Annotated in this window: 1 protein-coding gene; it reads right to left on the reverse strand. The window is 67.3% G+C overall.

Features of this window, described 5'->3' with window-relative positions:
• Positions 1-272 (reverse strand): hypothetical protein (locus JMA46_RS16910; protein WP_207346503.1); only part of this gene is annotated, 272 nt, incomplete at both ends.

Below are 272 nucleotides of genomic sequence, written 5' to 3' on the forward strand. Positions count from 1 at the left end.
GAGCAAGGCAGTGCTGTGGTGGGCCAAAGCGGCCGCGGTGCGTTCAGGAATACACAGCGTCAGCGCGATGTCGGTGCAAGCGCTACTGTCGGCGATCCCTGCCTGCCACGGATCCAGACTGGTCGCGGCCGCTTCCACGTGGGCTGCTGCGATGACGCGGGCCACCAAGGCCGCTTTACACGCCGCTGTGGCGTCCTCGAGTCGTTTCAGTACCGCCAGCGCGGTCATGGAGGCGTCGTACACGGCACGAGCCACCCCCACCCTGGACGCAG

The organism is Arthrobacter sp. E3, assembly GCF_017353415.1.
Lineage (GTDB): Bacteria > Actinomycetota > Actinomycetes > Actinomycetales > Micrococcaceae > Specibacter.